General features: G+C 39.8%; 2 pseudogenes. Both read right to left on the bottom strand.

Annotated features, from left to right (window positions below):
- A pseudogene (locus tag R7Q48_RS30735) lies at positions 1-68 on the bottom strand (acyl-CoA synthetase); the annotation flags it as partial.
- 293 nt (positions 69-361) lie between these two features.
- A pseudogene (locus R7Q48_RS30730) lies at positions 362-528 on the bottom strand (nicotinate phosphoribosyltransferase); the annotation flags it as partial.

The following is a 528-nucleotide window of genomic DNA, read 5'->3' as shown; positions in this document are numbered from 1 at the left end:
TGGCGTGTTGCCATCTCATAGCCGTGTTTTCTTATCGCTTTCTTTTGCAAATGTACAACTAAATTCATTTTTGACTCCTGATTCAAGCTATTACGTGAAGCCCAAAGTCATGAAAAAGCAGATAAACGCATAGATAAACTATGTGATCAGGCTAAGTGAGTGCTCTGCGAAAGAACACTTTCCACAATGCCGCAACGTTGGGAGTATCTATCAATCATAGTCTCTAGCGACGCAAAAAACGCAGGGGAGCAATGATTGATATAAGACTTACTATAACGAAATCACCCTCTTCGTTTACCGATATAAATTTATGGAAACAATAGAGGGTGATTATCAAGAAAGGAGCTAAAAAGCGTGGTGTTTACGCATCAATAAGGTAGTTCTGCCCTTCGCTTTCGAGGCGATCAATGAGCTTACGACATTCATTTAAATCAAGCGGTTGTTCAAAACGACGTTTAAGATTCATCAAAAAGAAAATGTCTTCACACATTGCCTTTTCTGGCTCGTCACTGATCTTAGCAACTGGAG

The organism is Vibrio sp. 378, from assembly GCF_033339435.1.
Note: the sequence above shows the minus strand (reverse complement) of the source record. Positions and strands in the feature narration are given on the sequence as shown.